Origin of the sequence: Vasconcelosia minhoensis LEGE 07310, assembly GCF_015207255.1 — a bacterium.
Lineage (GTDB): Bacteria > Cyanobacteriota > Cyanobacteriia > Phormidesmidales > Phormidesmidaceae > Vasconcelosia > Vasconcelosia minhoensis.
This window is the reverse complement of sequence record NZ_JADEXG010000017.1, coordinates 14,825-39,810: the sequence shown is the minus strand read 5'-3', so window position 1 is coordinate 39,810 and position 24,986 is coordinate 14,825. Positions and strand designations below refer to the sequence as shown.

Genomic DNA, 24,986 nt, shown 5'->3' with positions numbered 1-24,986 from the left:
GCAAAAAATGGTCTGAACTAGGACTGGACTACGCCACATCCGTTGAAAAACTTCGAGACAAGGAATAAGCCGAAACTAATTGGTCTCAAGCTCATCGCTTTCGGAGCCATCAAGCTGCTTTAGTTGAATATGCTTATAGCCCAGCTTAATTTGAAATTCGTCCCCCGGCTTGAGCCCCATTTCCTGGGTGTAGGTTGAGCCGATCACGATTTGCCCGTTTTTGTGGACACTCACTCGATAGGTCGGTTCCCGTCCTCTACCATCCTTCGCGCCCTCTGGGCTCATGGGGATGCCGCGAGCTTCTAGCAGCGCCTCATAGAAGTCGGTTAGGTTGACGCGAACCTGATTATCTTTAGTGACGGTAAAGTAGCCACATTCCCTCGCAGTTTCTCGCTTCGGCAAATGGTTAAGCTCTTTAACCTTTTGAAGTAAAGGCTTGCCAATTAAGGGTAAGGTCTTAGTTTCAGCCATGGGTTTGGGAAAAAGTGAAATTTTTACTGATTGAGTACTTTGAGCGCAAATAGGCTAAACGATATTAGACAGCAGTATTTAGGGAAAATAGGGACTCGCTTTAAAGACAGTTTAATTTGAAAGCTTGATTATAACAGACAACATTCTCTAATTTTATTAACTCAGAGTATCGATAGCCAACGGCTCACAAAAATTGGGTTAGGTGAATGACGAGGTGATTAGTGATACTTCGGCAGCCAATACATGGCTGAGGATAGCTAAGGTATTATCTTTATTGCTTGAACTTGTTTTAGCCGAGAATGGTTGAGTGACAGCCACTCGATCCTAGAAAAACCTTTATCTCCTAGACGCTATATGGCGCTATATCTGAGCTGATGTCTTTAGCAGGTAGCGCACCTGAGGCTAGACAAACTTGAGAATAAAGCAGAATCATAACATGGGTAAAATTAATATTGTCAATCATAAAAAAACCTTATACCGACCCATCTAAAGCAAATTTTGGCGACTGTTTTCATCTCAGTTTTCTACAATGATTTTTGGCTTAATCCTTCTAGGTCAAGCTGTTTCAGCAGTTCAAAAAGGTGCTGATTTTGCCTAATTGCACTGCAAAACTTTAGGCACTGCCACAATACCCATTGCCTTAAAAAGCACAGCATCGAGCTCAAATGCGTAAACTCTAATGCACTAGGACAGGCGAACCCAACAGACTAGTAGCGTCATGAAAAGCTGATTTTTTACCCATTATCCAATCAGACTGCGTCCACCCATTTCCTAGATTTAAGCCGCAGCGCTAAAATAGGACGGTAATTTTAATTGGACATTATGCCTGTAGAATCCTCTGCTCCGGCACCGATACCTATGTCAGACAGCGCTGAGCGACCGCGTCCAGCCTTTGGCTGGACACGTTACACCGAGCGTCTCAACGGTCGATTTGCCATGGTTGGTTTTGTAGCACTGCTAGTGATAGAAGCCGTTACCGGACAGAGTTTTTGGAGCTGGGTGGGGCTTCTTTAATGACCCACAATGGCTCGCAGCTGATCGCTACCCTGGCCAGAGTTGTAAGAATTCGCATCGATGACGGTAGGAACGCCATCTGGGATTATTGACTCAGCTAGACGACCTTGAGGGGCAGAATTGGACGCAACCTAAGTGGTGATGCCCTGACGGACGGAGGATAGGCACAACAGTTGGGCTGGCCTAGTTATATTGGCAGCTACAACAAAGGGCAGCTGGTGACTGCCCTTCTCAAAAACTGGAACTGGTATTTCAAAAACTGCTAGGCCAGACCTGCATTAGCGCCTTGCTTGCCAGTAGCGAGCTCGACCTTGACAATGGTGCCACCCATTTTTTGAATTCTCTGCTGCTCACTAAACCAATTGTCGTAGGGTACTAGCTTGGTGTAATAGGTGTTTTGCAGCTCTCGCTGGGTACGAATCCGAGTTTGGCTCGGCACACAGGCCGTAATCCGAAACATGCGCATGGTGGCTTCTCCTTGCCTAGTAAAATCTTTAGCTGTCTGCCTTAGGTGTTTTGTAAAATCGGAAGTCTGAGAGCCAATGCTAACTCGTTAAAGCCATTTGGAATGCCCTGAGGCAGCCATAAGCCTATGACGGTCTAACACTCACTCCAGACTTCCGCAGGGGGTGAAGCATTATTTTAAGCCGTTAAACCAGCCACGAAGGGCAGACTCTCTGGCCGAAACAAGCTTCAACAAAGCGGCTCAGCCTAGCTGATACCAGAGCTGATGTAGTCGAAATACACGCCCATTTCCTTACCAGCGTCAGCGCCAACCAGACTAGCGGTGACTTCTTTCATCGCTTGAATCGCCTGCACGGTCGCTCCGATGGGTACACCCAAAGAGTTGTAGGTTTCCTTCAGACCGTTGAGCACGCGCTCATCGAGGATGGAAGGATCGCCTGCCAGCATGGCATAGGTCGAATAGCGTAGATAGTAGTCGAGGTCGCGAATGCAGGCTGCATAGCGCCGGGTCGTGTACATGTTACCCCCGGGGCGGGTGATGTCAGAGTACAGCAGCGACTTCGCAACCGCTTCTTTGACGATCTCAGCAGCGTTGGCGCTGATGGTAGTTGCTGCCCGAACGCGCAGCTCACCGGTTTGGAAATAAGCCTTGAGCTTATCCATCGAAGACTGATCCAGGTACTTGCCCTGAACGTCCGAAGAATTGATAACAGAGGTAATTGCGTCTTGCATGATTTAAGCTTCCTTAAAAATGGACTCTAAACGAGTAGGGTCAGTGGCGAGCCGCAGAATTACTGCATTGCCCCGACGACATAGTCAAAGTAAGCAGCTGCTTCTGCTGCGTCTTCGCCAGACATCATCGAACCGGCGACGCCCTTCATGCAGCGAACCGCCTCAGCCACAGCCGGAATCGGCGTACCCAAGGAGTTGTACATTTCCCGAACGCCGACCAGACCAATTTCTTCAATGGGGGTGACATCCCCAGCGACGACACCATAGGTGATCAGACGCAGATAGTAGTCCATGTCGCGTAGGCAGGTTGCTGTCATTTCTTCGCCGTAGGCATTGCCACCGGGAGAAACGACGTCGGGGCGCTTTTGAAACAGCTGGTCGCCAGCCTGTTTGACGATCCGCTCGCGTGATTCGGTTAGGACCTGGGCAATGCGCAGACGGCGCTCACCCGAAGTCACAAAACCCTTAATGCGGTCTAACTCGCCGGGGCTGAGGTAGCGTGCCTCAGCATCAGCATTCACGATTGATTTCGTGACAATACTCATGAATGGATTCCTCCAAAAGATATAACCAGATGAGTGTAACTGGCGTTCCCTTCAAAGCGCTGAGCCCCGCCTGACCCTAAAAAGCAGTCTTTTTGGATCTCTAGCTTGGGCCTGAGTCCGCAGCCTTAGGAATGGATTCCAACCGGTCAGCCGACCTAACCCCTCAAGGCAGGTTCAAAAACTAATCTGGGTGTGCCTAATTTTCAGGCTCAGCTAGCTTCAGTAGCTATTTTCCGGCATTTCGATAACCTTCTTAGGGACTGTGAAACATTTCTTAATGCCGCCCTCAGTTTTTCCATTTTGAGCTGCAGGCTAAAGCCAGCCAAGATTTCCGTAGTCGTTTCAGAAACCTCAGCCGGCTATTTGGGGGCAATCGGTATTTATATCGGTATTTAATCAGAAGCCGCGTTCGCCATCAGCGGCATCTGTTCAACCGGCGTATCGGACTGCACCGGCTCAAAGCTGGGAACGACAATGCTGTCGCTCTGCTTAGTGAGTCGGTTATACAGCCGCTCGGTATTGGGGAAGTTGGCTGCGGGCAGCGTCGGGAAGCGGCGATAGGGCACCGTATCTTCGCCAAAGTACTCCGTATACTCGGGGCTATTAACCATGGCTCGGATGAAGCCGCGGACGCCCTCAGAGGCCAGAATCTGATTATATTTACGAATCTCAACCTGGTCTTGGGGGGCGCGACCCAGAAAGTGCTTTGTCCCCAGCTCAATCACCTTAGTGTTGGGATAGGGAGCATAGAACTCCTTCAGGTAGAGGCTGGAATTGCCCAATCCTTCGACAAACTCCTTCAGGTTGATTTCACCGTTGCCCAGCTTGCTTTCCAGGGCGGTGAATTCGTTCTTCACGATATAGGGCGCGATGTCGCGCTCGAAGATCTGCCGGTATGTGGCCTGAATGACCTGCTTCAGCGCCTGTTTGTCGGCCAGATTAGTCAGCTTGAAGATCTTAGTCTGTTCGCGCTGACGATTGACGCCCTGGCGGATGCGCTGCTCGACCTCTGGCTTAGGCCGACTGCTGCCGACCGAACCCAGCTCGATAAAGCGCGGCGTGATCTCAGGCTCAACCCGAGTGCCGTTGTCCTGAATGCTGCCAACTCGCAGCGATCGCAGGGCCTGACCCGCTGGCGTCAGGTAGCGCTCGTAGGGTACCGTATCTTCACCAAAGGCCTCTTCGTACTCCTTGGTATCGATAATGGCATCGACCAGCGCATAGAAGCCCTGCTTAGAGCAGATATCGAAGTATTTATTGGTCTCCTGCCGCCCGTAGGTGGGGCGACCCAGCAGCCGCCGGTGGATATACTCCACTGCTTTCATGACGTAGAGCGACGTCCAGTACATTTTCCGGAAGGTCTCGGACTTGGCCAACTGCCGGATAAAATCACGTACGGTGATTTCGCCCGTTTCAAGGCGGCTTTCAGCCGCCTTCAGCCGCTGCCCCGAGTAGACATCGCGGCCAAATACCTGCCGGTAGGCGGCATTGATCACCGCCTGAGTAGACGATTCCGAATATTTCACGCTGGCCTGAGAGGCTGAGCGCAAACCGCTGTAGGGTGTTTGGACGTACTTAAAGACCTTAGCCCCTAGCGTGCCTGGATTTTCAGCCCGGGCGCTGGGATTGCTCAGCTGATTGTTGATTCCAGGTCCTTGATGGATCAGGATCCGGCGCGTATCCTTGTTAAACGGAGCCGGGCTAGCCGTTGGATTGCGCGTCTCTTTAGGGAAAATAGCGCCGAACTGAATTTCGAGCGGATCGTTCCCCGAGCCGTAGGGATGCTGGTCGGGCAGCGGCTGCTCGTAGGAGGCGAACAGGGTGATGAACTGCGGCACCTTGCGGAACGGCGCACTGTAGTTGAGCAGGTCCTGCTGCGCGCCCCAGTTGCGGCATTCCTGTGCTTCCTGGCCTAGACCCCGAATGTAGGGGACGATCTCCTCTCCAAAATAGTCTTCATACTCCTTGGAATTGATTAGCGCATCCACCAGCGCCGACAGTCCGCCCTCAGAAATAATCGAAAAATACTTCTGTACCTCTTCCCGAGAGCTGGGGCCGCGACCCAGAATGTGGCGGAAGGCCAGTTCTAAAGCCCGGCTGTTGATGAACGGTTCGTAGAATTGCTTGCGATAGAGCGGCGACTTGGCTAAGCGGCGGATGAATTCCTTCATTGAGATCTCGCCGTTTTTGACCTTGGACTCCAGGTCAGAGATGGACTGAGAGTAGGCCCGCGTGATGTCGCGTTCAAACAGCTGACGATAGGCCGCCTTGACCACCTGATTTTTCTCTAGAGAGGAAAGCCCGGGCTTCATCAGGTACTTGGGCCGTCGCTCGGAGGCGTTGTAGTAAATCTGGGGCAGCTGTAGCCCCTGCTGGTCGTCCGTCGGGCGCTGCCGCAGCTTGTCAGACGGGGTCGGGGCGCGAAACTCGGAAATCATCAGGTCGAAGTACTGACGAACGATCGCGTCGGCTTCCTCATCCTGCTTGAAGTAGAGCAGTGAAGCAGCGCGCATCGTTTGCAGGGCGACAATTGTCGCTGGAGTGGAGCAGGCGTTTTCAATAATTTCGCGCAGCCCGCGAACGTTGACGGCGATGATGTTGGGGTCGCCCGCGACGATTGCGTAGGTGAGATAGCGCAGGAACCAGCTCATATCCCGCAGTGACTTTTGCATGTTGCCGGGGCCGTAACTCGTAATATTAATCGGCCGAAAGTTCTTCGGGACGGGGCCGCTATCGGTCCCCGCTATCAGATTGCGGAGGCTGCCCAGGACGCCGCTGCCGCCACCCTCGGCAACATAGGTCGCGGTTCCTAGCTTGGTTGCGGCCTGGTCGTCGAGCCGTTCGCCACCCCGGGTCATCTCGGCGACCTGGTCGTATTCGGGCTTTTCCAGGTAGGCCAGCGGCGAGCCGCCGGTAAAAATCCGGTTGGCCGCCTGAGAGACGATGAGCTCGGCATTCTGAGTCAGGGCAGTGGCGATCGCGAGTCGCTTAGCCCCAGACCGGAAGAAGCTGGCCAGCTCGCCGAGTTCGCCCCGCTCCATGTAGCGGTCCTGCTGCTCGGCCTGAGCAATCGTCGCTACCGGCAGCGTCTGATAGAATTGTGGCTTAGCTACAGAGCTGCCACCACTAGCTGTCACCGTCATGAGTTCTCAGCTCCCAAGTTGAGTAATTGCATAAAATTTTTGTCTTTTATCTGAGCCGTCGAGCGGTCAATCCTGATATTCATCCTGTGCTGACATACTCTGCTGACGAGCCCAGGCTACGGGCCTGTAGTCTTCAGATTAAAACGACTGAGGGCCTTTACAGTGATTTGTTAAAAACTGTGTCAGGTTTTAGGCGTGAACCCGTTTCAAACCTGTCCTTGCTTCAGGAAAACAGCCCAAGTCGATCATAGAGGACGGCGTCGGGAAACCTGAGAAAAAAGATAAGTTATGTTACGTTAGCTTTCCAAACTTTTTCAACCGGCTGGCTAGATAGGAGATGCTTAGGAGAGCATCAGCCGCACTGCGCTGTATTGAAGGTATTGAAGGTCGTATTCAGGGAGGACCCATTGTCCGCTAATTTCGCCAATGCCGGGGCTGGCAACATCAGTCAGGCCGTCGCCCGCCTCTATGACACCTATCCCTTTCCGCCGGAGCCGCTGCTGGATAAAGCGCCGCCTGGGTACAACTGGCGCTGGCACTGGCAGGCTGCCTACGGCTTTTGTGCCGGTCGCAAGCCCGCTCAGGATCGGGTCAGAATTTTAGACGCGGGCTGTGGGACGGGCGTTGGCACTGAGTATTTGGTGCATCTCAACCCCCAGGCTGAAGTCGTCGGCGTCGATCTGAGTGCAGGCGCGATCGCGGTGGCAGAGGAGCGCTGCCGTCGCTCCGGCGCGGACCGGGTGACCTTTCACCATCTCAGCCTCTACGATGTCGAGCAGATTCCCGGCGAGTTTGACCTGATTAACTGCGTCGGCGTGCTGCACCACCTGCCCGACCCAGTGCGGGGGATCCAGGCCCTGGCCCCCAAGCTGGCGCCGGGCGGGCTAATGCATATCTTTGTCTATGCCGACCTGGGCCGCTGGGAAATTCGGCTGATGCAGCAGGCAATCGGCCTGCTGCAAGGGGAGCAGCGAGGCGACTATCGGGACGGCGTCCAGGTCGGGCGGCAGGTGTTTGCGGCGCTGCCCGAGACCAATCGGCTGCGGCAGCGGGAGCAGTCGCGCTGGTCGCTGGAAAATCAGCGGGACGAGTGCTTCGCCGATATGTACGTGCATCCGCAGGAAATTGACTATTCGATCGAAACCCTGTTCGAGCTGATTGACGCTTCGGGGCTGAGCTTCATCGGCTTTTCCAATCCCCAGTACTGGGACCTGAGCCGGCTGCTGGGTAGCAATCCCAACCTGATGCAGCGGGCCAGCCAGCTGTCAGAGCGCGATCGCTACCGGCTGACCGAGCTGCTCGATCCTGAAATCACCCATTACGAGTTTTTTCTGGCCCGTCCGCCCTTACGCCACTGGGACTGGACCGACGACGATGTCCTAGGACAGGCGCGGCCCGAGCGCCACCCCTGCCTGGAGGGCTGGCCCAGTCGCAGCCTGTTTAACTATGACTATCAGATTGTGACGCTGAGCGACGCCGAGTTTGCCTTTATGCAGAGCTGCGATCGCGCCGTTGACCAAACCGTAGCTGAGCTGCTGCCCCAGTGCGGGCTAGACCTGGCGGGAGTGCGATCGCTCCAAAACCGGCAGCTCATTTTACTGAATCCGGCCGCCGACTTGGCCCGCCCTCAATGACGCACAGATGAATGACACACAGAATTTAGATGCGCATTCCGGATGATTAAGTATTGTTGCCATGGTACAATCAGCAAGGTCTAACACGGTCCCTATGCAAAGGCTTAATCGTGCTTTAGACCGATGTCTCGGGCTGCTAGAGAATGCTTTAGCCCTTATAGCTGTAAATCGCGATCGCTGTGACTGCGCCTCCAGAATCACTCGAAAATTCAGACTTGGCTGCGTCCTCAGCGTCAGTTAGCCTGCTGCCGCCGCCCAACCGGGAAGCGATGCAGGACTATTACCGACTTCAGCAAAACTTACTGCGGCTGACCGTTTTATTTAGCGCCATTATCTTTGTCTGCGTTTGGTATTTCTATTCACTGCATATCGGCCTGAATTATTTGATTGGGGCCTGCACTGGTGTGGTTTACTTAAGAATGTTGGCAAAGAAAGTGGCTGAGATGGGGCGTCAGCAGAGTCAGCTGAGCAGCGGTAGGCTGGCCATCGTCATCGGCCTTATCGTCTTGTCAACCCAGTGGCAGCAGCTGGAAGTGCTTCCCGTCTTCTTGGGATTTTTGACCTACAAGGCTGCTCTAATTGGCTATACGATTTGGACGGCTGCTTTGCCCGAGTAAGGCCCAGGCAAGGGTGGAACCGCAGGGTTATCCGCCTTTTTTAATGCGCTTCTTCAATGCGCCTCCAGGCAGAAGCGATCAGAACTCACCCCCAGAACGGAACGGAGATGCTAAACAGTCTGCACAATTTGATTTTTATGCCGCTGGCCGAGCTCGAAGTCGGAAAGCATTACTACTGGCATATCGGCGGCCTCAAAGTCCATGGGCAGGTATTTTTAACCTCCTGGTTTGTCGCCTCCCTGCTGATTGGCGTTGCCTTTCTAGCGACCCGCAAAGTAGAGCGAATTCCTTCCGGCTTGCAGAACCTGATGGAATATGCGCTGGAGTTCATTCGGGACCTGGCCAAAAACCAGATTGGGGAAAAGGAATATCGCCCCTGGGTGCCTTTCGTCGGGACGCTGTTCCTGTTTATATTTGTATCTAACTGGTCGGGGGCACTGGTGCCCTGGAAGCTGATTCACATCCCCGGCAGCGAGCTGGCCGCGCCAACTAACGACATTAACACCACTGTCGCCCTGGCCCTGCTAACCTCGCTCGCCTACTTTTATGCCGGTTTCCGCAAGCGCGGCCTGGGCTATTTCGCCAAATATATCGAGCCCACGCCGATTCTACTGCCGATCAACATTTTAGAAGATTTCACCAAGCCGCTTTCCCTCAGCTTTCGTCTGTTTGGCAACATTCTGGCGGATGAGCTGGTGGTGGCAGTACTCGTGCTGCTAGTGCCGCTGTTTGTGCCGCTGCCGGTGATGATTCTGGGTCTGTTTACCAGCGCCATTCAGGCGCTGATTTTCGCGACCCTGGCGGCGGCCTACATCGGCGAAGCGATGGAAGGGCATGGTGCAGAAGAGCATGGATGACCCGATCGCCCGATCGGTTTCCATCCAGAGAGGATTTGACTCCGGTCAATATCCGACTGTGGTGAGGCGAGTCAACCTCGCAATCAAAAGCGTCTAACGCTTAAGACTACTGGCTAACGTTCAAGAAGGTAAGGAAAAAAATGGATCCCATTATTGCGAGTGCTTCTGTCATTGCGGCTGCTCTAGCGGTCGGTCTAGCGGCAATCGGTCCTGGCATCGGTCAGGGAAATGCTGCTGGCCAAGCTGTTGAGGGTATTGCCCGGCAGCCCGAAGCGGAAGGCAAAATTCGCGGCACCCTGCTGCTGAGTCTGGCCTTTATGGAAGCACTGACTATCTACGGTCTGGTGGTTTCCCTAGTGCTGCTATTTGCCAACCCCTTTAGCTAGTTTGAATCTTGGGCTTTGCTGGTGATTCCCCGCGGCATCTGCCAGTGAAGCCCCTTAAAAACTGGCCCCTTAAAAACTGGGCCCTTAAAAACTGGGCCCTTAAAAACTGGGTTGAATCACAAGCAGAACAATCTCGCTGCGAGAGCGCAGCGAGCCTGAGGAAGTAGGACATGTTGAACGGTTTGAACGGGTTGATATTATTTGCGATTGAGACGGCAGCAGAGGAAGGAGGCGGTCTGTTTGACCTGGATGCAACCCTGCCCCTAATGGCCATTCAGTTTTTAATCCTAGCGGCGCTACTCAACGCGATATTTTACAAGCCCTTAGGGCAGGCCATTGACGATCGGGACGCCTATGTTCGCTCGACCCGGGCCAATGCTCAAGAGCGACTGGCGAAGGCAGAGCGGCTAGCCCAAGAATATGAGCAATCCCTAGCGGATACGCGCCGTCAGGCTCGCAGCGTGGTCGAAGACGCCCAGGCCGAGGCTCAGAAGCAAGCGGCCCAGAGCATCTCGGAAGCCCAGCAGGAAGCCCAGGCCCAACGCGAAGCAACGCAAAAGCAGCTGGATGAAGAAAAGCAAGCAGCTCTGAGCCAGCTAGAGCAGCAGGTAGAGCAGCTAAGTCAGCAGATTCTAGACAAGCTATTGGGCGCTGCGGTCTAGCCGCGCCCAATAGCTTGTCTAGCCCATGTTTACGGAGGAAGTTGGCTTAGCCATGCCTCAAGGTACAGCCAGTATAGGTATTCACAAGTGTTTATAGAAGCGTTTGCGCTATTGGCCTCAGAGGTCGCTCCAGAATTAGCTTCAGAGTCTGAAGGATTTGGGCTTAGCTTCGACCTGCTCGAGTCCAACCTAGTCAATTTAATCATCGTCATTGGTGTCCTTATTTACTTTGGGCGCGGCTTCTTAGGTAAAAAGCTGGCTGAGCGGCGAGCTGAAATTGAGGCTGCCATCAAAGAGGCTGAGGCTCGGCAAAAGAAAGCGTCCGCCTCGCTGGCAGAGCAACAGCAGAAGCTCCAGCAGGCCCAAAATCAGGCCAAGCAGATTCGGGCTGAGGCTGAGACCAACGCCAAGTCCGCCCGGGAAGCGATTTTGCAGCAGGCGGCGAAAGACGTCGAGCGGATGAAGGCGGCGGCTCAGCAGGATATGTCTTCTCAGGAAGACCGGGTGATGCGAGAGCTGCGGCAGCGGGTATCGGCGATGGCGATGGAGCGAGTTGAGACCCGCCTCTCTGACGTCCTCAATGACGAAATCCAGAATAAGCTGATTGACCAGAGCATTGCCCTAATTGGAGACCGTTAATGAGTACCAGCATTGTTACGTCAGAAATTGCCGAACCCTATGCCCAGGCGCTGCTGTCTCTGGCCCAGTCAAATGGCAGTGTTGAGCCGGTGGCCCAGAGCACCGCTGAGCTGCTGGAACTGCTCAAGCAGTCGGATGAGCTTTCAGCCTTTTTGGGCAATCCTCTGATTGAGGGCGAAACGAAAAAGGGCGTCTTGCAGCAGGTGCTGGGAGAAAACCCGAACCCGAACCTCAAAAACTTTCTGCTGCTGCTGGTAGACCGGGGCCGGATTTCTCTGCTAACGCCAATTCTGAAGCAGTTTCAAGCCCTGGTGCGGGAGCTCAATCAGACCGTACTGGCAGAGATTACTTCAGCGGTAGAGCTGACTGAGCAGCAGCGAGAGACGATCCGCCGCAAGGTCAAGTCTTTAACCTCGGCTCAGCAGGTAGAGTTAGAGACCCGGATTGACCCAGACCTGCTGGGCGGCGTAATTATTCAAGTGGGTTCTCAGGTGATCGACGCCAGCCTACGCGGTCAGCTGCGGCGAATTGGCGTTCAGCTAAGCGCTACGGCCCGCTAATCTGGCCCCAAAAGTCTCATGGATTTTCACAACTTGTAGTTTGTATCGGTGTTAGTAGAGCGACTCCTATGGTAAGCATCAGACCTGACGAAATTAGCAGCATTATTCGACAGCAGATTGAGCAGTATGACCAGGAGGTCAAGGCCACCAACGTTGGGACCGTGCTCCAGGTGGGCGACGGGATTGCCCGAATTTATGGCCTTGACAGTACGATGGCAGGTGAGCTGCTGGAGTTTGAAGATGGTACGGCGGGCATTGCCCTGAACCTAGAAGAGGACAACGTCGGGGCCGTGCTAATGGGCACCGGGCGAGCCATTCAGGAAGGCAGCTCGGTCAAATCAACCGGCAAGATTGCCTCTATCCCGGTGGGAGAAGCCATGCTCGGCCGGGTGGTTGATTCGCTGGCTCGCCCCCTCGATGGCAAAGGCGATATCGAAACGTCTGAAACTCGCCTGATCGAGTCGGGTGCGCCCGGCATTATTGAGCGCAAGTCGGTCTATGAACCGCTGCAAACCGGCATTACCGCGATTGATGCGATGATTCCCATCGGTCGTGGCCAGCGCGAGCTGATTATCGGCGACCGGCAGACGGGGAAAACCGCGATCGCGATCGACACCATCCTCAACCAGAAATCCGAGGACGTGATCTGCGTCTACGTCGCTATCGGTCAGAAAGCCTCTTCGGTGGCCCAGGTCGTCTCGGTGCTAGAAGAGCGCGGCGCGATGGAGTACACCATTGTGGTCGCGGCCAACGCCAACGACCCGGCCCCGCTTCAGTATCTAGCCCCCTATACCGGGGCCGCCCTGGCCGAATACTTCATGTATAAGGGCAAGCATACATTGGTAATCTACGACGACCTGACCAAGCAGGCCCAGGCCTACCGGCAGGTTTCCCTACTGCTGCGGCGTCCGCCCGGTCGCGAAGCCTACCCCGGCGACGTGTTCTACCTACACTCTCGCCTGCTAGAGCGGGCGGCTAAGCTGAGCGAAGAGCTGGGCGAGGGCAGTATGACCGCTCTACCGATCATCGAAACCCAGGCGGGAGACGTTTCGGCCTACATCCCGACCAACGTGATTTCGATTACCGACGGCCAGATCTTCCTATCGTCTGACCTGTTTAACTCCGGTCTGCGCCCGGCGATCAACGCGGGTATTTCGGTCTCGCGGGTGGGCTCGGCTGCCCAGACCAAGGCAATTAAGAAAGTCGCTGGTAAGGTAAAGCTGGAGCTGGCCCAGTTCGACGAGCTCCAGGCCTTTGCCCAGTTTGCCTCCGACCTCGACCCGGCCACCCAAGCCCAGCTGGCCCGGGGGGAGCGGCTGCGCGAAATTCTCAAGCAGCCCCAGTTCTCGCCGCGCTCTCTGCCGGAGCAGGTGGCGATTATCTACGCCGGTATTAACGGCTTCCTGGACGATATCCCGGTGGATAAGGTCGCTAAGTTCGTCACCGAGCTCTGTGGCTATATCAATACCAGCAAGCAGGAATACGTCAAGATCATTCAGTCCGAAAAGGTGCTGACCGACCCGGCGAAGGAGCTGCTGGAAGCGGCGATCAAGGAAACCAAGCAGTCGATGATGGCTGCGGCTTAGGAGGACAGGCGGCTGGCGGCTGGTTCAGCATGAGTCTAGAACGGGCCGCAGCCTGCTGAGAAAACAATATGGCGAATCTAAAATCTATTCGCGATCGCATCCAGTCGGTCAAGAATACGCGAAAAATTACCGAAGCCATGCGGCTGGTGGCGGCGGCTAAGGTCCGCCGCGCCCAGGAGCAGGTGAATGCCACCCGCCCCTTTGCCGACCGGCTGGCCCAGGTGCTCTATGGCCTCCAGGGCCGACTGCGGTTTGAGGATGCCGACCTGCCGCTGCTGGAGCAGCGCGAGGTGGAGAATGTTGGACTGGTCGTGATTTCTGGCGATCGCGGTCTCTGCGGCGGCTACAATACCACCGTTATCCGCCGGGCCGAGGCGCGGGCCAACGAGCTGACCAAAGAAGGGATTAACTTTAAGTATGTGCTGGTGGGCCGCAAGTCGATCCAGTACTTCCAGCGGCGCAATCAGCCGATCGATGCCAAGTATTCTGGCCTAGAGCAGGTGCCGACGGCGGCTGAGGCCGCCGAGATTGCGGATGAGCTGCTGTCGCTGTTCCTATCCGAGTCGGTAGACCGGGTGGAGCTGGTCTACACCAAGTTTGTTTCGCTGATCAGCTCCCGTCCCGTAGTTCAGACGCTACTACCGCTCGACCCCCAGGGGTTTGAAGCCCAGGACGATGAGATTTTCCGGCTGACGACTCGAGGCGGCCAGTTTGAAGTAGAGCGCTCAAAGGTCACCGCCGAGACGCGCTCCTTCCCCCAGGACATGATCTTCGAGCAGGACCCGGTGCAGATTCTCGATGCGCTGCTTCCCCTCTATTTGAATAACCAAATTCTGCGGGCCCTGCAGGAAGCGGCAGCCAGCGAACTGGCGGCGCGGATGACGGCGATGAATGCCGCTAGCGACAACGCCACCGAGCTGGTGAAGTCGCTGACGCTGACCTACAATAAGGCCCGGCAAGCGGCAATTACCCAGGAGATTCTAGAAATCGTCGGCGGTGCGGAAGCGCTGGGATAAGGTCTGCTTCTGGCAAGTTGGTTCAAATAAAAAAGGCGAGGCTGTAGCCTCGCCTTTTTGCTGACTTGGGACTTCAACCTAGCGGAAGCTATCTGGGTTTAGCCGCTGGCCCGGCTGAGCGGCGGGACGGCGCAGGTATTCACCAGTGCCGCCGTCCGCAGCATCGAGATAGGGCTTTAGGTTGATACCGTTGGAACGGCTCTGGGGTCTATTACCCGGTAGCGGCAGTCCTCCCAGTACCTGACCAATCTGGCTGAGGAGTTCCGATCCGTTGCCGGTAAAGGTATTCACCGAAGTCGTATCGGTGCCGCTGTCGGCCAGGGTGAGGTTTTCAAAGACGCGATCGCGAGTCACCACCGGATTTTGCCCCTGCGGCACGGTAAAGACGATCTGGCAGCTGTTGGGGTTTTCCTCCGTCGTGACGCAGACGATGTCATAGCCGTTTTCCATGCCCGTCCGCAGATCTAGCAGTCCTTCGGGTCGGTAGCGCTCTAAGCGATCGCTAATTTCGTAGCAGCGCCGCTCCGCAGTCCAGCCGCCGCCCATCTCGCCGGGCTGAGCCCAGGGATAGGCCTGGTCGGGCTGGCTCTCGGGCAGATACATGACGGTGAATTCGCGATTATTCAGCTGGCACTCAAAGCGAGAATCCTCCGGCAGGGAAACCGCTTCGGACGGTGTTCCGATTACTTCCTCTTCCAGATCGGGTAGCTCTTCAGAGTCCGTCGTCTGAGCGCCGATCGGCATCGGCCATAGCAGGGCCGCCAGCGTACCCCCTAGAACGGCAGCCTGACTCAGTTTGCGAACTGAGCCCCATGAGTCAAAGCCTTTTTCGCGCATCTTTCCTCTTCCCCAACGAACGTCGTCAAAAGCTATTCAGTTCTAGCTTAGCGAGCTAAAATTTTATCAGTCCCAGCCCTATGCCAGTTTGCCAATAGTCTTTACTATTTCGCGAACTTAATCGGAAGCATGTCAGGTTTGCTGTACAGCCCACTCTCCGAGAAGAGCAAAGCCCTCATCCCCCAGCCCCTTATCCCCGGGCAGAAGGGGAGCCGGAACTTAGCCGGGAAGCTGAGTGAAGCTCAAAGTCCCTCTCCTCAGGGAGAGGGATTTAGGGTGAGGGCTCAAAGGTGACATGCTCCCAGCTTAATCAAGCTCGTACTCACTAAGCATTGGTAACCTCTAAAAATAAGGTAGAACGTTTCATAAAGTTCATGCCTAGAAAAATTCGAGAGTTGAAGGCCCAGCTTTCACAGCAGGGGTTTATTTGTCTACCAAAGAGAGGAAAAGGAAGTCATGAACGCTGGCGTCATCCTCTCCTCAATAAAACGATGACTATCTCAGGCAAGGATGGAAATGATGTACCCATTTACTTGGAAAAGCAGCTGGCAAAGTTACTTTCTGAGCTAAAAAACTTAGAAGAGGATGAAAGTTTGTGAATCGTTATAGTATGTCTATCCAGTGGTCTGAAGAAGATCGGCTTTTCCTAGTCACGATACCAGAGTTTGCCGATCTTGTTGTGATGCCCTGTACTCATGGCGAGACTCGTGAAGAAGCTATTCGGAACGGCGAAGAAGTGATCGAGATGTATATAGAGGCTTGGAAATTAGAAGGCCAACCCATCCCTGAGCCCAAAACACTGCAAATTGCCTGACGAGCCCATGAGCAAAATCGCAAAGTTACATGATGGATTCTCTGGATTGGCTTGCAAAGCATCAATTGGAATTAGTGCTGCACCGTGAGCATGACTGGGTTTTCACGTTTGATGGGCAGGCTCAGCTTCTTGTTTCGTGCCTTTGGCGCTTACTCGAAGCGGGTCGCATCCGCTTTGCCAGCCAGGATGATGGCCAATGGTTTGGTCTGCCCGCATCGATAGATGCGGCAGCAGAGTTGAATAGCCGTATTGGTCATAGAGCAATCGAGCTAGTGATGCTACGAGACCAAACGCTCGACCTTGAGCTGCAATTTGACACGGGGCATGTTCTGCAAGTGATTCCTGACTCGTCGGGATACGAAGCTTGGGAAGTGTTGAAAGCTGACATGTTTTTTAGCGCCTTAGGTGGCGGAGACCTGGCTTACTTTGGGAGCCCTATGGCTAACGATTAGACACCGCAAAATAACCTGTATTTCAGTATTGGCGAAACCGTTGGGTTAGACGACAATTACTGGCTACGCTGGGGGAGACGCGATCGCACCCTCAAGACAAAAAATCCCTATTGGCAATGACAGAGATTTCGGACTGACCCAGCTTGGTAGGCCATCAGGGCATTGGGCAAGATACCCAGCGCCCTGATGGCCTATGACTTATTTAGCGATGTTGAGCTGACTAAATTGAGTTGGTCTTAGACTGGTTGTCGAGATGCTCTAGCCGCAGCTTTTGAACTTCTCCTTTGTCGCGGCGATCGAGCTCGCTTAGCCGGGTTGCCTGTAGGTTCTCAACAGCTTTGGACTGATTATCCAGAAACTCCAACCGAGTCGCTTGGATGTTATCGACGGCCTTGGACTGATTGTCCAGATGTTCCAGGCGAGTCGCCTGAATATCGCTGACGGCCTTGGACTGGTTGTCCAAATGCTCTAGCCGAGTCGCTTGAATGTTATCAACGGCTTTGGCACCGCCGCGATCGAGGACTTCGAAGCGGCTTTCCTGGAAAGAGCTGGCTTCGGCAGCTTGGGCATTAGGGGCAACGGTTAGAACAGCAGCGGAAAGGGCCAGGGCGGCAAAGAGATTGCGTTTCATGTGAGTAAGCTCCTTGTGAGTGAATGATGAACTTCATTACTTACAAGAATGCGACACCCATCTGAGCCTCGACTGATGCCAAACTGAGGCTGGCTTAAGGGCTTTCTGAGAAAGCTGAGAGCGCTGCTATTCCTACGCTGGTCAATCCAAAAAACGCAAAACTACTCTGTCTGAACTAGCTTTGCCAGGCCGAGCAGGTCAAATTTCTCAATCCAGGCTTCGCGATCTCGCTGGTCAAAGCTGCTGTCGAGGCTGCGTACGGTGACCTGGCCGCGATCGCTCACCAGGACGCCCGTGACCGTCTCGCCCTGCTCAATGGCCGGATATCCCTGAACTAAGATTGCTGCTGTGACGATATTTGCCTGCTTCTGAAGGCGCGATCGCGGTGTCTAAAATACTGAGAATAGCGAGCTGCTTGCCATCCTGCTCCAAGCTGGCTGCCGCTAGTCCGGTTTCTTCGTTGACTGGTGTTTGCTGGTAGCCTGACTCAGCCGGTGGAAAAAAGGCGCTCAGCTTTTGGGTTCCTACGAAAATAATCTAAAAAATCACCCCAGAGATGAAAGTTTTCGGGCTTGCCAACCCATACTAGGGCTGCTAAACCCTAATCCTGACTTAACATGCCAAGAACTCCTAGCGAATACCTCGTCCACATGCTTTTGGAGGGCGGACACCACCAAGAAGTGCGGTTTACAACCATCCAGGATTTTCAGAAATGGTACAGCAGCGACCTGCTGCCCAAGGCCAGCTCTAATGACTTTGTCAACGTACCCATTCCCAAGGTCAACGCGGGAGAATATATGGTCGTCCGTCCCAGTCGGCTGATCGCGATTCGGGTGGAGCCTGTCTTTAGTTCCAGTGTCGAGCGATACTAGCTCTGTTAGCGTTCAGACATTCCCCCTTGCGTATTTTCAAAAATTTCATCCTGAGTCTGCTCGGCCTGGCTGTGGCCCTGCTGCTGAGCGGTTTTGGCGCGATCGCGCTGGAAGCTCCCCAGCCGGTTCTGGTTCCCACCGCACCAGAGACGCCGCTAGCGGATAGCTTGCTCAGCCAGGGCAACTCCCGACAGACCCTAATTGACGCGGTGAACCAAAGCCTGGCCTATATGCGAACGCCGGGTTCGGTCACCGCCTATCAGGACTATGCCATTTCTGGCATCACCCATCGCCGCGTCCAGCGCAGCCTGGAGCGGTTTCGCCAGCTGGTGCTGCTGATTCGTTCGCCCGAGGTCTTGCAGCGGGCCGTCAGCCGGGAGTTTGAGTTTTATCGCTCGGTCGGTCAGGACGGCGACGGCGCAGTGATTTTTACGGGCTACTTTGAGCCGACCTATGCCGCCAGTCGCGTCCCGACCGAAGAATTTCGCTATCCCCTCTACCGCGCCCCGGCTGACTTAGCCGATTGGCCCGACCCCCACCCCACCCGGGCTGACCTAGAGGGGCCAGACGGCCTTCAGGGCAGTCAGGGGCCGCTGAAAGGATTAGAGCTGGTCTGGCTGCGCAGCCGTTTAGAAGCTTTTCTAGTCCAGGTGCAGGGCTCGGCTCGGCTGCAGCTAACCGACGGCACCACCCTATCGGTAGGCTATGCTGGGCGCACCAACTACGACTACAGCAGCGTGGGTCGGGCGCTAATCGACGATGGCGTCTTTGCCGAGGACGAGCTTTCCCTACCGCTCCTCATGGCCTACTTTGAAGAAAATCCCCAGGCCCTGGACGAGTACCTCCCTCGCAATCGACGCTTCGTCTTCTTTCGCGAGACCGGTGGCTCGCCTGCTATTGGCAGCCTGGGCTTCCCGGTCACAGCGGGCCGCTCCATCGCTACTGACAAATCAATGATGCCGCCGGGTGCCCTAGCGCTGGTTACGCTGCCTCTCCCCCAGCGCCAGCCGGACGGCAGCTGGAAAACTGAACGCATTAGCCGCTTTGTATTGGACCAGGATACGGGCGGCGCGATTCGCGGGCCGGGGCGGGTCGATCTGTTTATTGGTACGGGCGTTGAGGCAGGTGAACAGGCCGGGCTGATCAACCATACCGGTGAGCTGTACTATCTGCTGCTGAAGGAATAATCTCTCAAAGCAGCAGCCACACGCCCGCGATCGCGACCAGCGCCCCCAGTACTGCCCTAGCGCTAATCCGTTCACCCAAGAGCAGTGCCATCGGCAGGATAAACAGCGGGCTGGTTGCCGTTAGCGACTGGGCAATGCCGGTGGGCGAATATTTCAGCGCGGTCTGCTGCAGCCAGATGGCTAGGTAGGTACCGAGGAAAGCCGCGATCGCAACGCCGCCTAGCAGCAGGGGCGATCGCAGCGCGGGCCAGCCACCACCGGCCTGGGGCCGAGCCCGCAGCAGCGCCAGCATACAGACCAGCCCGGCTCCCAGCCGCAGCAGCGTGCTCCACAGCGGGTCAACCGCCGTATCCGCCAGGGCCGCCCTTGAAAGCACTGCGCCCACCGCCTGACCCAGCGCGGCTAGCAGCCCCAGCGTAACGCCGCGCGGCAGATTTTCTCCTTGGGGATGTACGTCTGGAACACGCTCGGTAATTACCCAGGCAACGCCGCCCACCGACAGCGTAATCCCGACCCAGGCAATCGCCGGTAGGCGCTCCTGCAAAAACAGCAGCGCCAGCAGCGCCGACATCGGCGGGGCCAGGGCCTCCATCAGCAAAACCCGGCGAGGACCGAGATGGTTGAGGGCAGCGAAGTAAGCCGTATCGCCCAGGCCAATGCCAATAACGCCGCTGAGCAGTAAAAATAGGACTGAGAACAGGGGAAGCTCTGGAGCTGACTGAGTTCGCCAAAGCAGCGTCAGCAGGATAAACCCCAGCGCCATGCTGCCCTTGACAAAATTTAGCAGCAGCGGGACCAGCTGCTTACCCAGACGGCCAAACATCAGCGTCGAGACCGCCCACAAAAAAGCCGCTCCCAGCGCGGCAATTTCGCCCCTAAAATTGATTAGCTCCATATGCGCAGCTCAAAAATATGAGCTATATCATTAGCAAATGAAAATACAACCTATTGAACCTTGTCATCTCAGAGAGTGCGCCGACTTATTTGCCTCAGTCTTCAGTAGTTCGCCTTGGAATGAAACATGGAGTCAAGAAATAGCCCTGAGGAGGTTAAAGGACTGCTATGACACCCCAGGATCTTATGGTATTATTGCGATTTTAGAAGATAAAATTTCCGGCTTTGCTCTTGGTTATACTGAGGTATGGTACGAAGATAAGCATTTTTATTTAAAAGAAATGTGTGTTCAATCCATCAATCAGCGAAGTGGTATTGGCTCACAAATCATAGATATGCTTTACCAAGGTCTCGTAAGTAAGGGTGTCAGCATGATTTATCTGTTAACAGTACGCGATAGCCCAGCCGCAACTTTCTATGAAAAGCATGGATTCTCAAATCATCCTAAAATGACCATGATGTTGAAAACAGCAAAGACGCAATCACAGGTCGAAACAAATATTTCTATAAACTCTGCTTTTACGAATCAGTAGTAACTGATTACATTGCATAACTTACCTGCCGCAATGATTGAGATGGAGCGGACAGAATATAAATTTGAGTTTTGGGTTGAAGGCTATTACCGAAGCTCATTTAACCGTTATACCCAGAATGAATGCTACACAAGCTTTGCTCAGCTCGTTGACGCTATCCCCCATGCTCCAGGCCAGACTGTCCCAGCCACTACAAATTGGCTCGGTGGCAGTTCATAGCCGGGTACTCCAGTCGCCGCTGTCGGGCGTCACCGACCGGGTGTTTCGGCGGCTGGTGAGACGCCATGCGCCCGCTTCAATGATGTATTCCGAAATGGTCAGCGCGGCTGAGCTGTGCCAGCTGCGATCGCTGCCGCGAATCATGGACATTGACCCCGACGAGCGGCCAATCGGCATCCAGCTGTTTGACCGGCGGCCTGAGTTCCTAGCCGAGGCCGCCCGCCGGGCGGTCGATCAGGGGGCCGACGTGGTCGATATCAACATGGGCTGTCCGGTGAATAAAATTACCAAGAACGGCGGCGGTTCGGCCCTGCTGCAGGAGCCAGAAACCGCCGTGAAAATTGTCGCCGCTGTCAGCCGTGCGGTCGCCGTGCCAGTGACGGTGAAAACCCGCCTGGGCTGGTCAGATGACGCCATTAATGCGGTGAAGTTTGCCCAGCAGATGGCCGACGCCGGGGCGCAGCTACTGACCCTGCATGGCCGCACCCGGGCCCAGGGCTATAACGGTGCAGCCCGCTGGGACTGGATTGCTAAAGTCAAGCAGGCGCTGACGATTCCGGTGATTGCCAACGGCGATATTGACTCGGTCGCAGCGGCGGTGCGCTGTCTGGAGCTGACCGGTGCTGACGGCGTGATGTGCTCGCGGGGGACGCTGGGCAATCCCTTTCTGGTGGGCGAAATCGACCATTTTCTTAAAACCGGCCAGCGCCGCCCCGGGCCGACGCCGGTGGAACGGCTGCTCTGCGCCCGCGAACACCTGACCCTGCTGTGGGAATACAAAGGTGACAGCGGCATCCGTCAGTCCCGCAAGCACATGGCCTGGTATGCCAAAGGCTTTGTGGGCGCGGCGGACTGGCGCGATCGCCTTTGCCGGATTGAGTCGGTCGAGCAGGGCCACGATCTGCTGGACCAGGCAATCGCGGCCCTAGAAGCCATCGAGGCTGCCGCACCGGCAGCGGTAGCGCTATAATTCTGAGAATAGCCCTGCTTCAGACGGGCGATCGCAGTTCAGCTGGGCTGCGGCGACCCCGAACTGTTCAGCCTACCGAGACTCAGCCCATGACTTCCTACGCTAGCTACAGCTCCCCCCGAACTGATATGGGCGAGCTTCGTCGTTTGAGAACGCTGCTGCCGCCGGAGCTGCAAAGCTGGGTGACGGTTGAGCCCGCGACCGATGTAGCGCCGCCGCTGATTACCTGCGAAGAGCTGGGCCGCGACCAGATCGAGGTGCAGATTGACCTGATTAAGTGGGAGCAGCTGGCGATCGACCAGCGCAATCTGCTGTTCTGGCATGAGGTGGCGCGGGTGCAAAACGACACGATTCCCCGCGACGGCTGGGAAATGGCGGCCCTAGCGATCGGCCTGGGTGGCGCAGTGGGCGAGCTCTGGGTGCAGGACGGGCTACTGCTGCTGCTGGCGATGGGCCTCTGCGGCGTGTCAGGCTGGCGACTCTATAAGCGTAACAACAATCAGAAAACGCTCCAGGAAGCGATCGACGCCGATGAAAAGGCGATCGCGATCGCGACTCGCTTTGGCTACACCCTGCCCAACGCCTACAAGAGTCTAGGCAGCGCTCTTAAAACCCTAATTGAGCAAACCCCGAAGAAAAAGCAGCGCGATCGCTTTATCCGCCGACTGGAAGCGTTGAAGAAGAGCGCCAACAAGGCAAAGGAGCGAGCCAAAGCCGATCGCGAACCCCGACCGTCTTATTAAGTTGAGCAAATGACGGCTAAGTAGACTTCATCGAAACTTCAGCCATGTCTGCCTCACTAACTCAAAAGCTGACCCTCGAAAAGTTCCTCCAATTTCCCCATGTTGAGGAATCGCCAGCATGGGAATATGTAGACGGGGTTGCGTTGCAGAAGCCGATGCCAAAAGCGCGCCACTCTATTCTACAGAAGCGACTGCTGGCTGAAATAGATAGCCATAGTCAAGCTTACACAGCCCTACCTGAACTCCGATGCACTTTTGGTGGTAGATCGGTTGTTCCCGATGTCGCGGTCGTTGCCTGGAACCGAATTCAAGTGAACGAAGCGGGAGAGCCTGAGGATAATTTTCTCGAACCGCCTGACTGGTCGATTGAAATTCTCTCGCCCGATCAATCGGCAAATCGGGTTATCGACAATCTCTTGCACTGCATCAAATATGGCTGCCAGCTGGGGTGGATGATCGATCCAGACGACCGTTCTGTTCTCGTGTTTGCACCTCGGCAAGAACCATCGGTATGTCGAGGGGCCAGTCCACTTCCCACTTTGTCAGAGATGACTCTAGAGGTAACGGCTGATAGCGTTTTTTTCATGGTTACAGATCAATAGGCGTTAATCCGCCAAGATGACTCATGCCAATGTTTGGTTTCCCGCTGAGAAAGGGGATGTGACCTACCGAAGCAATCCCCTGTGATTCAGGAGCTTGATAAAGTTGCGTTTGCGCTTGTAGGTCGTGCTGAGCTCTGCCAGAAATTGTTCAAATTCTGCCTTCCGGTCGAGCTTTTTCATCAAATCCTCAACCTTGACGATCAGATCAACAGCCTGGCGATAGGCATCGTTGTGGGTCTGGTCAATTAGCGGCTCAATTGCAGGCCGGTAAACCGATAGCGCATCTTCGGGATGTTCGGCAGCCCTAGCCTCTGCCAGCTGCATCCAAAGGTTTCGGCTACAGCCTCCCGACTTGGCTGCTTTCCAAGCCTGATCGAGGTCCCCCTCCCATAAAAAGATTTCGACCAGGAGCGAGTTCTGGAGCGGTTGAAATCTAGGGCCGTTGGGCTGTTGGCCAGCGCTGGCCAGCCGAGCGCGGTCTAGGGCGCGATCGCGCCAATCAGGCCAGCGCTGAGCTTTATCTGCCTGCCGCTTGAGTTTTTGGTACAGCTGAAGAGAAGGCCGACGGGAAAACGCTTCCCAGACCAGATTCACCGCATCGTTGAATCGTCCCTGCTGCTCGTAGGCCGAAATCAAAAAGTCGCTGAGCTGACCTGTACGAAAGGCGTCAAATGCATCGACCCCTTGCTCAGCCCAGTCAATAGCCGCGTCGGTTTGCCCGGCCTCCTGATAAATCTCGGCAATCCGCTGATAGCGAGAGGGCTGGGACAGGTCTTGGGCAATCACGGCGACCAGCTCCTCCAGGTCTCCAGTAGCGCTCACCAGCGCTTCTTTCATCCGGCTGAGCTGGGAGCGGCGATAGCTAAAGCTGTGGTCGCCTGGCTGCACTACCTCGGGCAGCTTTTTCCACTCAGTGTCTACCAGTTCTCGGTAGGCGTCCTGGCCCGCCTCACCTAGAATGTCGGCATAGGTCTCCAGTGCGTTGTGAAAAAAGCCAAATCCCGAATTTAACTCCATGTGGAACAGCCGCTCTGCCAGCGCCTGTGGGTCCGGCTGAGCGGCTTCACAGGCCCGATAGTGGAGGTCCTGCACCTGGTCGGCAACCAGGCTGAGCCCGCCGCTGGAGTCGTCAACGGCATTGAAGGCGTCTTCTAGCAGCGCGATCGCTTCTTCACTCAGCGTTACCACATCGCTGTCGTAGCCTGCGTTTAGCAGATCCTCCAGGCCATATATCGCTGTTTCTACGCCTTCGGCATAGCCATCGGCGGCGTAGTAATCAACGTAGCCGTCAACCGCAATCGCACTTCTCAATGCTCTGCGAAAGGTGCCAATGTCAACGCCGCCAGCCCGATTAGCGGCGGCCTTCATCAGCAAATACTCTCGCCAGCGGGTATCCTCCATGGCCTGGTTGAGAATCATCCTGACCAGCGTGTCTCGTTCTTGCTGGGCTAGGTAATCGTGGACATCCTCCATTGTGATGCCCACCCGGGCCGGGGCCGCTACATCGGGCCGATAGAGTGGCGGCTCAGCGATCCAGGTCAGCCCGACCGCAACGCAGTGCTTACAGAACGCCCCCTCCACACCCAAAGGGCAGGAGCAGCGAGACGCCAGCTCGTTGTCTTCCAACCAAAGCCGAACCTGATAGACCTCTGTACCATGAACCTCAGCGGTAATGCGTTCGTCATACTGGGCGAGGGAATGCACCCGCCCTCGCTCGAAATAGCCAACACCCCGCTCATAGTAGCGATCGCCCGCTAGATCCATCAGCAGGTCTTCATCCAGAATATCGCTGAAAGTTGCCATCGCCAGACTGTCCTGAAGCTATAGTCGAGTTCCCTACATACTACCCCTATGCTTCTCGCTTAAGGGCGCTAAGTTCAGGCTGCTCAAATGCGCTGGTTGTCC

Annotated in this window: 29 protein-coding genes; 19 read left to right on the top strand and 10 right to left on the bottom strand. The window is 55.3% G+C overall.

Annotated elements, in window-relative coordinates; genetic code table 11:
- Window positions 1-75 precede the first annotated feature (75 nt).
- Window positions 76-471 (bottom strand): AbrB family transcriptional regulator, encoded by a 396-nt coding sequence (locus IQ241_RS09210; protein ID WP_193906279.1) that lies wholly within the window; start codon window positions 469-471, stop codon window positions 76-78.
- A gap of 858 nt (window positions 472-1,329) precedes the next feature.
- On the opposite strand from IQ241_RS09210, the gene IQ241_RS09205 reads away from it, so the two are divergent.
- On the top strand, window positions 1,330-1,485 hold the full coding sequence (locus IQ241_RS09205) for a chlorophyll a/b-binding protein (protein WP_228021528.1): 156 nt from the start codon (window positions 1,330-1,332) through the stop codon (window positions 1,483-1,485).
- Window positions 1,486-1,747: 262 nt separating this feature from the next.
- Here the strand turns inward: IQ241_RS09205 and IQ241_RS09200 are convergent, their stop codons facing one another.
- The 4 genes from IQ241_RS09200 to IQ241_RS09185 all read right to left on the bottom strand — a co-directional run bounded on the left by IQ241_RS09200 (window position 1,748) and on the right by IQ241_RS09185 (window position 6,370).
- A complete protein-coding gene (locus tag IQ241_RS09200) occupies window positions 1,748-1,951 on the bottom strand; it encodes a phycobilisome linker polypeptide (RefSeq protein WP_193906275.1) in 204 nt (67 codons plus the stop codon).
- A gap of 245 nt (window positions 1,952-2,196) precedes the next feature.
- A complete protein-coding gene (gene apcB / locus IQ241_RS09195; protein ID WP_193906273.1) occupies window positions 2,197-2,682 on the bottom strand; it encodes an allophycocyanin subunit beta in 486 nt (161 codons plus the stop codon).
- A 59-nt stretch (window positions 2,683-2,741) separates the two neighbouring features.
- Entirely contained in the window at window positions 2,742-3,227 is a 486-nt protein-coding gene (gene apcA / locus IQ241_RS09190) for an allophycocyanin subunit alpha (protein WP_193906271.1), read from the bottom strand.
- A 392-nt stretch (window positions 3,228-3,619) separates the two neighbouring features.
- Window positions 3,620-6,370 (bottom strand): phycobilisome rod-core linker polypeptide, encoded by a 2,751-nt coding sequence (locus IQ241_RS09185; protein WP_193906269.1) that lies wholly within the window; start codon window positions 6,368-6,370, stop codon window positions 3,620-3,622.
- A 407-nt stretch (window positions 6,371-6,777) separates the two neighbouring features.
- Here IQ241_RS09185 and IQ241_RS09180 point away from each other — a divergent pair, with 407 nt between their 5' ends.
- The 9 genes from IQ241_RS09180 to IQ241_RS09140 all read left to right on the top strand — a co-directional run bounded on the left by IQ241_RS09180 (window position 6,778) and on the right by IQ241_RS09140 (window position 14,327).
- Entirely contained in the window at window positions 6,778-8,004 is a 1,227-nt protein-coding gene (locus IQ241_RS09180; RefSeq protein WP_193906267.1) for a class I SAM-dependent methyltransferase, read from the top strand.
- Window positions 8,005-8,183: 179 nt separating this feature from the next.
- The gene (locus IQ241_RS09175) at window positions 8,184-8,621 is read left to right on the top strand and encodes an ATP synthase subunit I (RefSeq protein ID WP_322743611.1); all 438 of its coding nucleotides are present in this window, start codon (window positions 8,184-8,186) and stop codon (window positions 8,619-8,621) included.
- Window positions 8,622-8,728: 107 nt separating this feature from the next.
- Complete coding sequence (gene atpB / locus IQ241_RS09170; protein ID WP_193906263.1) at window positions 8,729-9,478, top strand: F0F1 ATP synthase subunit A; 750 nt, start codon at window positions 8,729-8,731, stop codon at window positions 9,476-9,478.
- Between the two features lie 140 nt (window positions 9,479-9,618).
- On the top strand, window positions 9,619-9,864 hold the full coding sequence (gene atpE / locus IQ241_RS09165) for an ATP synthase F0 subunit C (protein WP_193906261.1): 246 nt from the start codon (window positions 9,619-9,621) through the stop codon (window positions 9,862-9,864).
- Between the two features lie 170 nt (window positions 9,865-10,034).
- Window positions 10,035-10,526: a F0F1 ATP synthase subunit B' gene (locus tag IQ241_RS09160; RefSeq protein WP_193906259.1), complete on the top strand. Its 492-nt coding sequence runs from the start codon at window positions 10,035-10,037 to the stop codon at window positions 10,524-10,526.
- 93 nt (window positions 10,527-10,619) lie between these two features.
- Window positions 10,620-11,165, top strand: coding sequence for a F0F1 ATP synthase subunit B (locus tag IQ241_RS09155; RefSeq protein WP_193906369.1), 546 nt, complete (start codon window positions 10,620-10,622; stop codon window positions 11,163-11,165).
- Complete coding sequence (gene atpH / locus IQ241_RS09150; protein WP_193906257.1) at window positions 11,165-11,725, top strand: ATP synthase F1 subunit delta; 561 nt, start codon at window positions 11,165-11,167, stop codon at window positions 11,723-11,725. Before IQ241_RS09155 ends, atpH begins: the two co-directional genes overlap by 1 nt.
- A 68-nt stretch (window positions 11,726-11,793) precedes the next feature.
- Window positions 11,794-13,311, top strand: coding sequence for a F0F1 ATP synthase subunit alpha (gene atpA, locus IQ241_RS09145; RefSeq protein WP_193906255.1), 1,518 nt, complete (start codon window positions 11,794-11,796; stop codon window positions 13,309-13,311).
- Window positions 13,312-13,379: 68 nt separating this feature from the next.
- The gene (locus tag IQ241_RS09140; protein WP_193906253.1) at window positions 13,380-14,327 is read left to right on the top strand and encodes a F0F1 ATP synthase subunit gamma; all 948 of its coding nucleotides are present in this window, start codon (window positions 13,380-13,382) and stop codon (window positions 14,325-14,327) included.
- 78 nt (window positions 14,328-14,405) lie between these two features.
- Here IQ241_RS09140 and IQ241_RS09135 read toward each other — a convergent pair whose 3' ends face one another.
- Window positions 14,406-15,164: a COP23 domain-containing protein gene (locus tag IQ241_RS09135; protein WP_228021527.1), complete on the bottom strand. Its 759-nt coding sequence runs from the start codon at window positions 15,162-15,164 to the stop codon at window positions 14,406-14,408.
- Window positions 15,165-15,538: 374 nt separating this feature from the next.
- Here IQ241_RS09135 and IQ241_RS09130 point away from each other — a divergent pair, with 374 nt between their 5' ends.
- From IQ241_RS09130 to IQ241_RS09120, 3 genes are read left to right on the top strand one after another with little or no spacing between them, the layout of a single operon-like run.
- On the top strand, window positions 15,539-15,763 hold the full coding sequence (locus IQ241_RS09130) for a type II toxin-antitoxin system HicA family toxin (RefSeq protein ID WP_193906365.1): 225 nt from the start codon (window positions 15,539-15,541) through the stop codon (window positions 15,761-15,763).
- Entirely contained in the window at window positions 15,760-15,978 is a 219-nt protein-coding gene (locus tag IQ241_RS09125; RefSeq protein WP_193906251.1) for a type II toxin-antitoxin system HicB family antitoxin, read from the top strand. The genes IQ241_RS09130 and IQ241_RS09125 overlap by 4 nt, the downstream gene beginning before the upstream one ends.
- A 29-nt stretch (window positions 15,979-16,007) precedes the next feature.
- Window positions 16,008-16,430, top strand: a complete 423-nt coding sequence (locus IQ241_RS09120; protein WP_228021524.1) for a DUF6188 family protein — start codon at window positions 16,008-16,010, stop codon at window positions 16,428-16,430.
- Window positions 16,431-16,650: 220 nt separating this feature from the next.
- Here IQ241_RS09120 and IQ241_RS09115 read toward each other — a convergent pair whose 3' ends face one another.
- Entirely contained in the window at window positions 16,651-17,061 is a 411-nt protein-coding gene (locus IQ241_RS09115) for a hypothetical protein (protein WP_193906247.1), read from the bottom strand.
- 161 nt (window positions 17,062-17,222) lie between these two features.
- A complete protein-coding gene (locus tag IQ241_RS25955; protein WP_265579883.1) occupies window positions 17,223-17,345 on the bottom strand; it encodes a hypothetical protein in 123 nt (40 codons plus the stop codon).
- Window positions 17,346-17,678: 333 nt separating this feature from the next.
- Between IQ241_RS25955 and IQ241_RS09110 the strand changes: the two genes are divergently transcribed.
- Complete coding sequence (locus tag IQ241_RS09110; RefSeq protein ID WP_193906245.1) at window positions 17,679-17,933, top strand: hypothetical protein; 255 nt, start codon at window positions 17,679-17,681, stop codon at window positions 17,931-17,933.
- Window positions 17,934-17,965: 32 nt separating this feature from the next.
- Window positions 17,966-19,120: a murein transglycosylase A gene (gene mltA / locus IQ241_RS09105; RefSeq protein WP_193906363.1), complete on the top strand. Its 1,155-nt coding sequence runs from the start codon at window positions 17,966-17,968 to the stop codon at window positions 19,118-19,120.
- A 4-nt stretch (window positions 19,121-19,124) separates the two neighbouring features.
- Here the strand turns inward: mltA and IQ241_RS09100 are convergent, their stop codons facing one another.
- On the bottom strand, window positions 19,125-20,015 hold the full coding sequence (locus IQ241_RS09100; protein WP_193906242.1) for a DMT family transporter: 891 nt from the start codon (window positions 20,013-20,015) through the stop codon (window positions 19,125-19,127).
- A gap of 37 nt (window positions 20,016-20,052) precedes the next feature.
- On the opposite strand from IQ241_RS09100, the gene IQ241_RS09095 reads away from it, so the two are divergent.
- From IQ241_RS09095 to IQ241_RS09080, 4 genes are all read left to right on the top strand, one after another.
- Window positions 20,053-20,547 carry a GNAT family N-acetyltransferase gene (locus tag IQ241_RS09095; protein ID WP_193906240.1) on the top strand — a complete coding sequence of 165 codons (495 nt, stop codon included), beginning with the start codon at window positions 20,053-20,055 and terminating at the stop codon, window positions 20,545-20,547.
- Between the two features lie 118 nt (window positions 20,548-20,665).
- Window positions 20,666-21,736 carry a tRNA dihydrouridine synthase DusB gene (dusB, locus tag IQ241_RS09090; protein ID WP_193906238.1) on the top strand — a complete coding sequence of 357 codons (1,071 nt, stop codon included), beginning with the start codon at window positions 20,666-20,668 and terminating at the stop codon, window positions 21,734-21,736.
- 89 nt (window positions 21,737-21,825) lie between these two features.
- Window positions 21,826-22,479, top strand: a complete 654-nt coding sequence (locus IQ241_RS09085) for a DUF3318 domain-containing protein (protein WP_193906236.1) — start codon at window positions 21,826-21,828, stop codon at window positions 22,477-22,479.
- Window positions 22,480-22,523: 44 nt separating this feature from the next.
- Window positions 22,524-23,081, top strand: coding sequence for a Uma2 family endonuclease (locus tag IQ241_RS09080; RefSeq protein ID WP_193906234.1), 558 nt, complete (start codon window positions 22,524-22,526; stop codon window positions 23,079-23,081).
- Window positions 23,082-23,144: 63 nt separating this feature from the next.
- On the opposite strand, the gene IQ241_RS09075 is transcribed toward IQ241_RS09080, so the two are convergent.
- Window positions 23,145-24,884, bottom strand: a complete 1,740-nt coding sequence (locus IQ241_RS09075) for an SWIM zinc finger family protein (protein ID WP_193906232.1) — start codon at window positions 24,882-24,884, stop codon at window positions 23,145-23,147.
- Window positions 24,885-24,986 lie beyond the last annotated feature (102 nt).

Excerpts from the sequence above, each read along its gene's own strand:
- IQ241_RS09210 (WP_193906279.1), bottom strand. The coding sequence starts at position 471 with ATGGCTGAAACTAAGACCTTACCCTTAATTGGCAAGCCTTTACTTCAA.
- IQ241_RS09205 (WP_228021528.1), top strand. The coding sequence starts at position 1,330 with ATGTCAGACAGCGCTGAGCGACCGCGTCCAGCCTTTGGCTGGACACGT.
- IQ241_RS09200 (WP_193906275.1), bottom strand. The coding sequence starts at position 1,951 with ATGCGCATGTTTCGGATTACGGCCTGTGTGCCGAGCCAAACTCGGATT.
- apcB (WP_193906273.1), bottom strand. The coding sequence starts at position 2,682 with ATGCAAGACGCAATTACCTCTGTTATCAATTCTTCGGACGTTCAGGGC.
- apcA (WP_193906271.1), bottom strand. The coding sequence starts at position 3,227 with ATGAGTATTGTCACGAAATCAATCGTGAATGCTGATGCTGAGGCACGC.
- IQ241_RS09185 (WP_193906269.1), bottom strand. The coding sequence starts at position 6,370 with ATGACGGTGACAGCTAGTGGTGGCAGCTCTGTAGCTAAGCCACAATTC.
- atpB (WP_193906263.1), top strand. The coding sequence starts at position 8,729 with ATGCTAAACAGTCTGCACAATTTGATTTTTATGCCGCTGGCCGAGCTC.
- atpE (WP_193906261.1), top strand. The coding sequence starts at position 9,619 with ATGGATCCCATTATTGCGAGTGCTTCTGTCATTGCGGCTGCTCTAGCG.
- IQ241_RS09160 (WP_193906259.1), top strand. The coding sequence starts at position 10,035 with ATGTTGAACGGTTTGAACGGGTTGATATTATTTGCGATTGAGACGGCA.
- atpH (WP_193906257.1), top strand. The coding sequence starts at position 11,165 with ATGAGTACCAGCATTGTTACGTCAGAAATTGCCGAACCCTATGCCCAG.
- atpA (WP_193906255.1), top strand. The coding sequence starts at position 11,794 with ATGGTAAGCATCAGACCTGACGAAATTAGCAGCATTATTCGACAGCAG.
- IQ241_RS09140 (WP_193906253.1), top strand. The coding sequence starts at position 13,380 with ATGGCGAATCTAAAATCTATTCGCGATCGCATCCAGTCGGTCAAGAAT.
- IQ241_RS09135 (WP_228021527.1), bottom strand. The coding sequence starts at position 15,164 with ATGCGCGAAAAAGGCTTTGACTCATGGGGCTCAGTTCGCAAACTGAGT.
- IQ241_RS09130 (WP_193906365.1), top strand. The coding sequence starts at position 15,539 with ATGCCTAGAAAAATTCGAGAGTTGAAGGCCCAGCTTTCACAGCAGGGG.
- IQ241_RS09120 (WP_228021524.1), top strand. The coding sequence starts at position 16,008 with ATGATGGATTCTCTGGATTGGCTTGCAAAGCATCAATTGGAATTAGTG.
- IQ241_RS09115 (WP_193906247.1), bottom strand. The coding sequence starts at position 17,061 with ATGAAACGCAATCTCTTTGCCGCCCTGGCCCTTTCCGCTGCTGTTCTA.
- IQ241_RS09110 (WP_193906245.1), top strand. The coding sequence starts at position 17,679 with ATGCCAAGAACTCCTAGCGAATACCTCGTCCACATGCTTTTGGAGGGC.
- IQ241_RS09100 (WP_193906242.1), bottom strand. The coding sequence starts at position 20,015 with ATGGAGCTAATCAATTTTAGGGGCGAAATTGCCGCGCTGGGAGCGGCT.
- IQ241_RS09095 (WP_193906240.1), top strand. The coding sequence starts at position 20,053 with ATGAAAATACAACCTATTGAACCTTGTCATCTCAGAGAGTGCGCCGAC.
- dusB (WP_193906238.1), top strand. The coding sequence starts at position 20,666 with ATGAATGCTACACAAGCTTTGCTCAGCTCGTTGACGCTATCCCCCATG.
- IQ241_RS09085 (WP_193906236.1), top strand. The coding sequence starts at position 21,826 with ATGACTTCCTACGCTAGCTACAGCTCCCCCCGAACTGATATGGGCGAG.
- IQ241_RS09080 (WP_193906234.1), top strand. The coding sequence starts at position 22,524 with ATGTCTGCCTCACTAACTCAAAAGCTGACCCTCGAAAAGTTCCTCCAA.
- IQ241_RS09075 (WP_193906232.1), bottom strand. The coding sequence starts at position 24,884 with ATGGCAACTTTCAGCGATATTCTGGATGAAGACCTGCTGATGGATCTA.